The sequence below is a fragment of the Paenibacillus massiliensis subsp. panacisoli DSM 21345 genome, from assembly GCF_000426545.1.
GTDB lineage: Bacteria > Bacillota > Bacilli > Paenibacillales > Paenibacillaceae > Paenibacillus > Paenibacillus panacisoli.
On sequence record NZ_AUFO01000010.1, the window covers coordinates 340814 to 347963 of the forward strand.

Annotated in this window: 8 protein-coding genes; 4 read left to right on the forward strand and 4 right to left on the reverse strand. The window is 50.2% G+C overall.

Going from position 1 to position 7150, the window contains the following annotated elements; all coding sequences use genetic code 11:
* Positions 1 to 123: 123 nt before the first annotated feature.
* The 4 genes from K331_RS0109690 to K331_RS0109705 all read left to right on the forward strand — a co-directional run bounded on the left by K331_RS0109690 (position 124) and on the right by K331_RS0109705 (position 3301).
* On the forward strand, positions 124 to 705 hold the full coding sequence (locus K331_RS0109690) for a bifunctional transcriptional activator/DNA repair enzyme AdaA (RefSeq protein ID WP_028590152.1): 582 nt from the start codon (positions 124 to 126) through the stop codon (positions 703 to 705).
* Entirely contained in the window at positions 677 to 1633 is a 957-nt protein-coding gene (locus tag K331_RS0109695) for a DNA-3-methyladenine glycosylase family protein (protein WP_084165424.1), read from the forward strand. Before K331_RS0109690 ends, K331_RS0109695 begins: the two co-directional genes overlap by 29 nt.
* Positions 1617 to 2126 carry a methylated-DNA--[protein]-cysteine S-methyltransferase gene (locus K331_RS0109700; protein ID WP_028590154.1) on the forward strand — a complete coding sequence of 170 codons (510 nt, stop codon included), beginning with the start codon at positions 1617 to 1619 and terminating at the stop codon, positions 2124 to 2126. The genes K331_RS0109695 and K331_RS0109700 overlap by 17 nt, the downstream gene beginning before the upstream one ends.
* Positions 2127 to 2260: 134 nt before the next feature.
* Positions 2261 to 3301, forward strand: coding sequence for an NAD(P)/FAD-dependent oxidoreductase (locus tag K331_RS0109705; protein ID WP_028590155.1), 1041 nt, complete (start codon positions 2261 to 2263; stop codon positions 3299 to 3301).
* A 184-nt stretch (positions 3302 to 3485) separates the two neighbouring features.
* On the opposite strand, the gene K331_RS0109710 is transcribed toward K331_RS0109705, so the two are convergent.
* The 4 genes from K331_RS0109710 to K331_RS0109725 form a co-directional block, all read right to left on the reverse strand.
* Positions 3486 to 3965, reverse strand: a complete 480-nt coding sequence (locus K331_RS0109710) for a hypothetical protein (RefSeq protein WP_028590156.1) — start codon at positions 3963 to 3965, stop codon at positions 3486 to 3488.
* Entirely contained in the window at positions 3958 to 4791 is an 834-nt protein-coding gene (locus K331_RS0109715; protein ID WP_028590157.1) for a hypothetical protein, read from the reverse strand. Before K331_RS0109715 ends, K331_RS0109710 begins: the two co-directional genes overlap by 8 nt.
* An 88-nt stretch (positions 4792 to 4879) precedes the next feature.
* A complete protein-coding gene (locus K331_RS0109720; RefSeq protein ID WP_028590158.1) occupies positions 4880 to 5959 on the reverse strand; it encodes a WXG100 family type VII secretion target in 1080 nt (359 codons plus the stop codon).
* Between the two features lie 275 nt (positions 5960 to 6234).
* The gene (locus tag K331_RS0109725; RefSeq protein ID WP_018884888.1) at positions 6235 to 6606 is read right to left on the reverse strand and encodes a hypothetical protein; all 372 of its coding nucleotides are present in this window, start codon (positions 6604 to 6606) and stop codon (positions 6235 to 6237) included.
* Between the last annotated feature and the right edge of the window lie 544 nt (positions 6607 to 7150).

The following is a 7150-nucleotide window of genomic DNA, read 5'->3' on the forward strand; positions in this document are numbered from 1 at the left end:
GGCAGCCACTTGAGCATGAGGTGTCTAGACCATAAGCGCAAGAATGAGGACACACGCGGCGCTCATCCCTGCTAGAATAGACACATCAGATGGATCAATCATCACACAAAGAGGAGGGGGACCATGGGAGAGGCTGTACTGTCATTTGAGGAGATGTGGGAGCGAATTATGGCTTGTGACCGTCATTATGATGGCATCTTTTATACGGCAGTGAAGACTACCAGAATATACTGCCGTCCCTCCTGTCGCTCCCGAAAGCCCAAGAAAATGAATGTGGAATTCTACACGAATATGCAGCAGGCAGAGCAAGCAGGCTATCGTGCATGCAAGCGATGTCAGCCTGATCAGGCGGATTCACCAAGCGTCACTCTTGTCCGCCAAGCCTCTGCATTTCTGATACAGAACTACAAGCGGAGGCTCCTGCTGGAGGATGTAGCCGCACATGTTGGGGTGAGCCCTTTTTATCTGGACAGAGTGTTCAAGCTGGAGACGGACGAGACACCAAGGACATATCTGGAGCAGATACGAATAGATAAGGCGGCTTATCTGCTAAGGCATACGCAGCGCTCCAATCTGGAGATTGGCTACGATTGCGGCTTTCAGAGCACATCGCATTTTTACAAGGCATTTCGTCGTCTGAAGCATTGCTCACCAGGCGAATACAGGAGGAATTCTAATGAGTGCAACCCAACCCTCATGGATTGATAGACAGGAATATATCGAGATTATACCGCCGCTGGATTTCAGCTATAGCGAATGCCTTGTATTCTTAAGTCGATCGGACGAAGAGATTATGCATACGATACAGGGGGAATGCATCTATAAGGCACTACCCTTGTCAGAGCGGTCAGGACTTGGTAAAGCAGACAGTATACTGCTATTGAAGATTACTTACTCGAACGACCGCACACTTCATATAACGTTCCCAGAGCAGGAGCCGAGCGCTGTTGAGCGGGCACTAGCCGCGCAGTATGTCATGGATTGGTTCGATCTGGACAAGGATCTGGCTGCGTATTATCAATTGTGTACCAACGATCCGCTGCTGGCCCCATTGGTCGCGCGTTATCGCGGCTTGAGAGTTATTGGCATTCCGGAGCTGTTCGAGGCCTTGGTGTGGGCAGTGGCTGGTCAACAGATTCACCTTGGACTTGCTTATAGAATGAAGCGGAATCTGGTACAACAGTATGGAAGAGCTATCCACTTCAATGATCAGCAGTGCTGGTTATTCCCGGAACCAGCGGAGATTGCCGCTCTGGAGCCGGGGGATCTACGTCCGTTGAAGTTCACGACCCGCAAGGCCGAATATATTATCGGAATTGCCCGGGAGCTCGCAGAAGGCTCATTGTCCAAAACGGAGCTGCTACAGCTTCGCCCACAGCAGGCACGTGACAGGTTGCTGGCGATCCGGGGAGTAGGTGCATGGACAGCAGATTATGTGCGAATGAAATGTCTGCGAGATCCTTCCGCCTTCCCCATAGCGGATGCAGGACTGCATCAGGCAATGAAAGCCCAGTTGAACTTGCCGCATAAGCCTGAAATGGTCGAGCTTGAGGCATGGGGCGCCCGCTGGACAGGCTGGCAGGCCTACGCTACATTTTACCTTTGGAGGTCACTATATGATGAACGTGGATAAGCTATATTACGAATCACCGCTCGGTGTTATTGAGATTCAAGGTACAGAGGAGGCGGTGCTCTCCATTATGTTCGTTGATGAACCTGCGTCGATGGATATGATGAGCGGGATGGAGGGAGCGCCAGGGGCACTGCAATTATGCGCGATCCAGCTTAATGAATATTTTAAGGGGCAGCGGCAAGTCTTTACTGTTCCCTATAGGGTGCAAGGGACAGAATTTCAGCAAAAGGTGTGGACAGCACTGGGTACGGTTGGCTACGCCGAGACATGCTCCTATCAGGACATTGCCGGTCAGATCGGCAACACCAAGGCGAACCGTGCTGTTGGCCACGCGAATGGCAAGAATCGGCTGAGCATTATCATTCCCTGTCATCGGGTTATCGGCTCGAACCGTAAGCTGACAGGCTATGCTGGAGGATTGTGGCGCAAGGAATGGCTCCTGCAGCATGAGCAGTCCTTTGCCTATGCTGATAGTACGATTAGTGCCAAATAAGTGCTATTTTGCCAGAGCTGTCTCATCCAATAATTGACGAATGGACCAAATCCCCTATATGATGTTCATGACAATGATAATAATTATCAATATCAACTGGATTGAACATTTGCTCAGGGGAGGACTCTTTCATCATGACGGAGAATCTGGAGTTATACGATCTGACCATTATTGGCGGCGGCCCTGCGGGGATGTACGCGGCTTTTTATAGCGGAATGAGAGATATGAAGACCAAGTTGCTGGAGGCTCAGGAGGAATTGGGCGGACGGATGCTCATTTACAAGGGGAAAATGATATGGGATGTGGGTGGTGTTCCGCCGATCCTCTGCAATGATCTTATAGGACAAATGCGTCAGCAGGCGGAGACCTTCGAGCCGACGGTTGTGCTTGGGCAGCATGTCAAGCATCTGGAGCGCTGTGAAGACGGGACCTATATTCTCGTCACAGAAGCAGGGGAACGGCATTGGACCAAGACGATTATTCTGGCAATCGGACGTGGAATTCTGAAGCTGGCCAAGCTGGAGCTGGACGGGGCTGAGCGGTATGAAGTGACGAATCTGCATTATACAGTGGAAGAGCTGGAAGGCTTTCGTGATAAAAAGGTGCTGATCTCTGGTGGCGGCAACTCGGCTGTAGACTGGGCCAACGAATTGGAGCCCATTGCAGAGCAAGTTACAGTTGTCCATCGTCGCGACGAATTCGGCGGCCATGAGAAGCAGGTGGCTCGTATGAAGAATTCCTCGGTAGCCGTGCTTACTCCCTATGAGGTGACCCAGTTAAGCAGCTCAGATGGTCAGTCAATAGATCAGGTCCATATTAAGCACAAAGAATCCGGCGATCAGACAAGCCTGCAGGTAGATGCTGTGATCGTCAATCATGGTCTAGCCTCCGACTTTAGTGGCATTCGAGATTGGGGGCTGAACATGGATGATTGGTTCCTGTACGTGAACGCCAAGCTGCATACGAATCTGCCTGGGATTTTCGGTGCAGGTGACTTTGCTGTCTACGATAGCAAGGTTAACCTCATTGCGGGAGCTATCACTGATGCTGTACTGGCCGTCAACAGCGCCAAGCTGTTCATCGACCCGGAGGCCCCGAAGAAGGCTTATGTATCCTCGCATAATGAGCGCTTCAAGGAGAAGAATAGATTGCTGGGTGTCATAGAGGAAGACTGAATAACATAAGACAAGACATGCCCGCAAGTCTGGAATAAAGTCCAGCTGCGGGCATGTGTGTGTTGGTCAGGAAATGAGCGTAATGTGAATGGTCTATGTGTAAGATTTAGATGCAGGACCCATGTGAGAGGGAGAGGTGCATAGCTAACTTGCAAGCTACTGTGTGAGCACGAGTGCAATCCGATTATTTCTTGCTTTTCTGCCTGCTGCGTGAGATCAGTGAGCGCAGTAGCTTGATGCTGCTGGCGAATTCCTCATCATTCAGCATGTAATACGTGCTGACCTCCCACTTGCTCCCATCCTTCAAATGAAAAATATAAGCGGGAAACCTCGGTAGCATCCATTTTTGGAAGGACGCTCCTCTGTAATCGAGTCTGGCCACAGCATTCCAAGGGACGGAGCGTACACCGTCTGTGATCTGATGCTGATCGTATATGAGCAGACGGGTATCCTTCCGTAGCCATTTGCTGGCTGATGCGACAAGATAGCCGCCAAAGAACGGAATGCCTAGCATCGCTGAGCTAATGCAGAAGAAAATCTGGATCTTGGATATTTCACGATCCCAAAATACAATCAGCACAAGTAATATACAGACAACCACGAATAGCAGGCTGCCCATCATTTTCCAAAATGCTAGCGATTTGCGATAGCTGATATTATCCATGAAGCTCTGTTTTCTGCCGGAATGGCTCGGTGAAATCAGCGATCAGCGCCCTCCACTCCCGCTCCGTGACGCTCTCGATGCGAAGTGCTGGAGGTGCCTGCATGTCAGACTCGGTGTTGCGTACCACCCAGATATCATTGCTTCCTTGCAGAAGGAAGAGTAGCCCCGTGACCGTTGGGCCATCTGTATCTGAATCATCATAGATCATCCGGCTCAGATTATCGAGACTATTCCCATTGTTGTGAAAGTCCTTATGCCAATTCAATAGCACCTGCTCACCCTGCTCGCCAACATTCCAATCGGAGGTCAGCTTCATCGTAAATCCAGGGGATGTTAGCTGCTCCCATTGTGCTTCGTTAAGACTCACGCCTCGGCTATCGGATCTGAAGGCAAGAGGGCGGAGCCCAAACACTTCATTAATCTGGCCATACCACTCGTCAGGAGAGGACCACCGGAAGAAGTGCAGCTCATTGTTGCTGGATACATGATAGAGGTATTTGCCCTCTTGCTCATGAAGTGTCAAAGTATGTTCCTTCGTCTGATTGTCTCGATGTCCCCGCAGCATGCTCCGGCTCTGGGCCATATGAGCGAGCATCCCGACGATTTCAGGATCGAATTCGATCTGCTGCTCTTCCTCATTCAGGTCTGCGATGAAGCCCTTGGACATCAAGCTGTGTGTAGCTGCCTGAAAGAGCAGTTCCCAGCGGTCCTCGCTCAGGTCACCATAGTAGGATTTGAGCAGGCCTGAAGCCATGTCCTCTGCGCCAAGCGCAGTCAACATGAACCCTAATTCCTCCAGTGTGAGTACAACGGTTGGATTCTCCATGTCATTCTCCTTCATACATTTTCGATTTATTCAAACAGGTAAATGGTCGCCATTTGTATATCAAATGTGAGGTTAGAGCTGCCTTGCACTATTTGAACAGCTTGCTGGCCCAGCGAATGCCACTTTCCGCTAGTTTCGCTGCCTTGCCGCCCAAATAGCTGCCAACTGTACCCCCGACGTAGGAGCCTACAGCAGCACCGATGGGGCCACCAATAGCAGCGCCAATGCTGCCGCCGACAACCGCACCACCATAGGTAGAGACAGTCTTAATCGCTACATTCGAAGCGGACACGGCAACATCAGTACCTGTGATGGTGCCATTTTTTATTTTGCCAGCGAGGCTAATGCCCTCCCCGACAATATTCATAGTCGCATTGATCGGATACAGCTTCTTGGCGATCATGCCGGGTATTTTTTTGGTGGCGATCCCGTAGCGCCCTTTCTCGACACCCACGATGACATTGCGTGTCCATTGCTTGAAGCTGTTCGCCTTGCTAAAGCCAAGCCCCAGCTTACCGACCTGTAGCTTGCCTGCGAGTCGGTCGAAGCCCTTCAGTCCCTTCATGATCAAGCCAGGTTTGGCAAATTGGCGATTCAATGTTCTTCCAAGGTTGGCCATGAACGGATTATTTCCCTTGCCCTTAACCCAAGCAGCATTATGAATGACAGTACGTGTCGGATTTTTGAGGCTTGTCTTGAAGTGAACGGTCTTGCTCAGAACCAGGGAGGTAGCTAGCCCGGAGTAGATAGCCGTTCCCCAGAAGGATAGATTGCCGCGCACCGCATTCAAATCCGAAGCCCCCTGGATTGTGCGGTCCACAGCATCGGGGCCGGATGGAGCAGCATTACTGCTTCCTGGATTCGGAGCATTCCCGGCCTGAGCGCCAATCCCTGGCCCCTGCTCGGCATCAGTCTCGCTGAACTTGACGGCGATGGAATGCAACTGGGTGCTGACCGAGGCCACAGTCTGAGTGAAGGATGACATTTGAGATTGTGCTCTTTGGAAATCGTGGTAAAATCGCTCCTGCGTTGCTCCTGCCCAGCCACTCTCTAGCATCTGAATATGCTGGGAAAGACGTCCGCAGATTTCAGCCCCCATCTCACGAGCCTGCGCAAATTGCTTGGAGACCTCCTCCAGACGTTCGGGAGGGACCATAATTTTCGTCATGTTCTGCACCTCTTATGGACTGGAATGTAAACAACAATATGAATATTTTAAGGGAACTCTATCAGCGTTGGCAAAACCTAGTGACCAATTTCGGCCAAAATTAAGCCGTAGGTATGAAATAAGAGCCTATGTATGGGGATAAGGTCGGATATATAGTACCTGTTCATATATACCCATAGAACTGTAGAATTAACCGGAATGCTGTGTCATGCAGCTCGAAAAAAGAACGGCCCCAAAGGGAGCCGTTAAGAAGGATGTTGTCTGAGGAATGACAGTCAGATCAGACGGTAGCCAGAGGGCAGATCGCCACTGCTGCGAATGTTCCGTATTTGGGTGAGTGTAAGACGCTGGTTGGTGGCGATCAGAGATTCCACATCATTGCCGTTGATGTAGTCCTCCAGATCGCTGATGCTGTGGTTACCGCGCAGCACGCGGAAGTTGCCTCTGAAGCGGGTTCTCGTGAACAGTACTAGAGTAGCATTGCTGTTGGTCGAGAAGAAGCGGAGACTCTCAATTCCGTCCAGGATCGCATCCGTATTCCGAATGCCAAGATTACCTGTGTATACTCTGCTACGCCCTCTGTAGTTCTCATCCTCATACACCGTAAGGCGAGGGTAAGTCTGTGAAGCATGAACTAGTTTTCTCATGTGATCATTCCTCCTTCACAGCCATACTATGTGAGCTTTCCAGCTTTGCATGGATGAAGGTCCTATCAGAATGACCCATTTTATATGAAAATAGAGTTATCCGTTGCTAGATACTAGAAAAAGAGAGAACCTTGAGAAGAGAGGGCACTGAAAAACGGTAACAAAATAAGTAAGAAAGGCTGGTGAGCCTATGGTTCCGTATTTCAAACAAAAACAATTCATTCTGAAAGCCATTTTTGTAAATGTGAACGAATGATGAAGTTAGCAGCAGCTAAATGAGCTTAGAAGTGAGGCCCTGACCATTACGTAAAGGCACAAAAGTCGTTGTTCTATTGCTCAAGGCAACAAAACAACGACTTTTTCAAAGCCCCGCTGTGAGAAGGATGCCATCCTTCTCACAGCGGGGCTTGTTATCAGACAATATATTTTAGTAGTTAGGCCATGGATATTCACCTGGGTCCGAAGGGTTCTCGTTATCACCTGGGTCCGAAGGGTTCTCGTTATCACCTGGGTCCGAAGGGTTCTCGTTATCACCTGGGTCCGA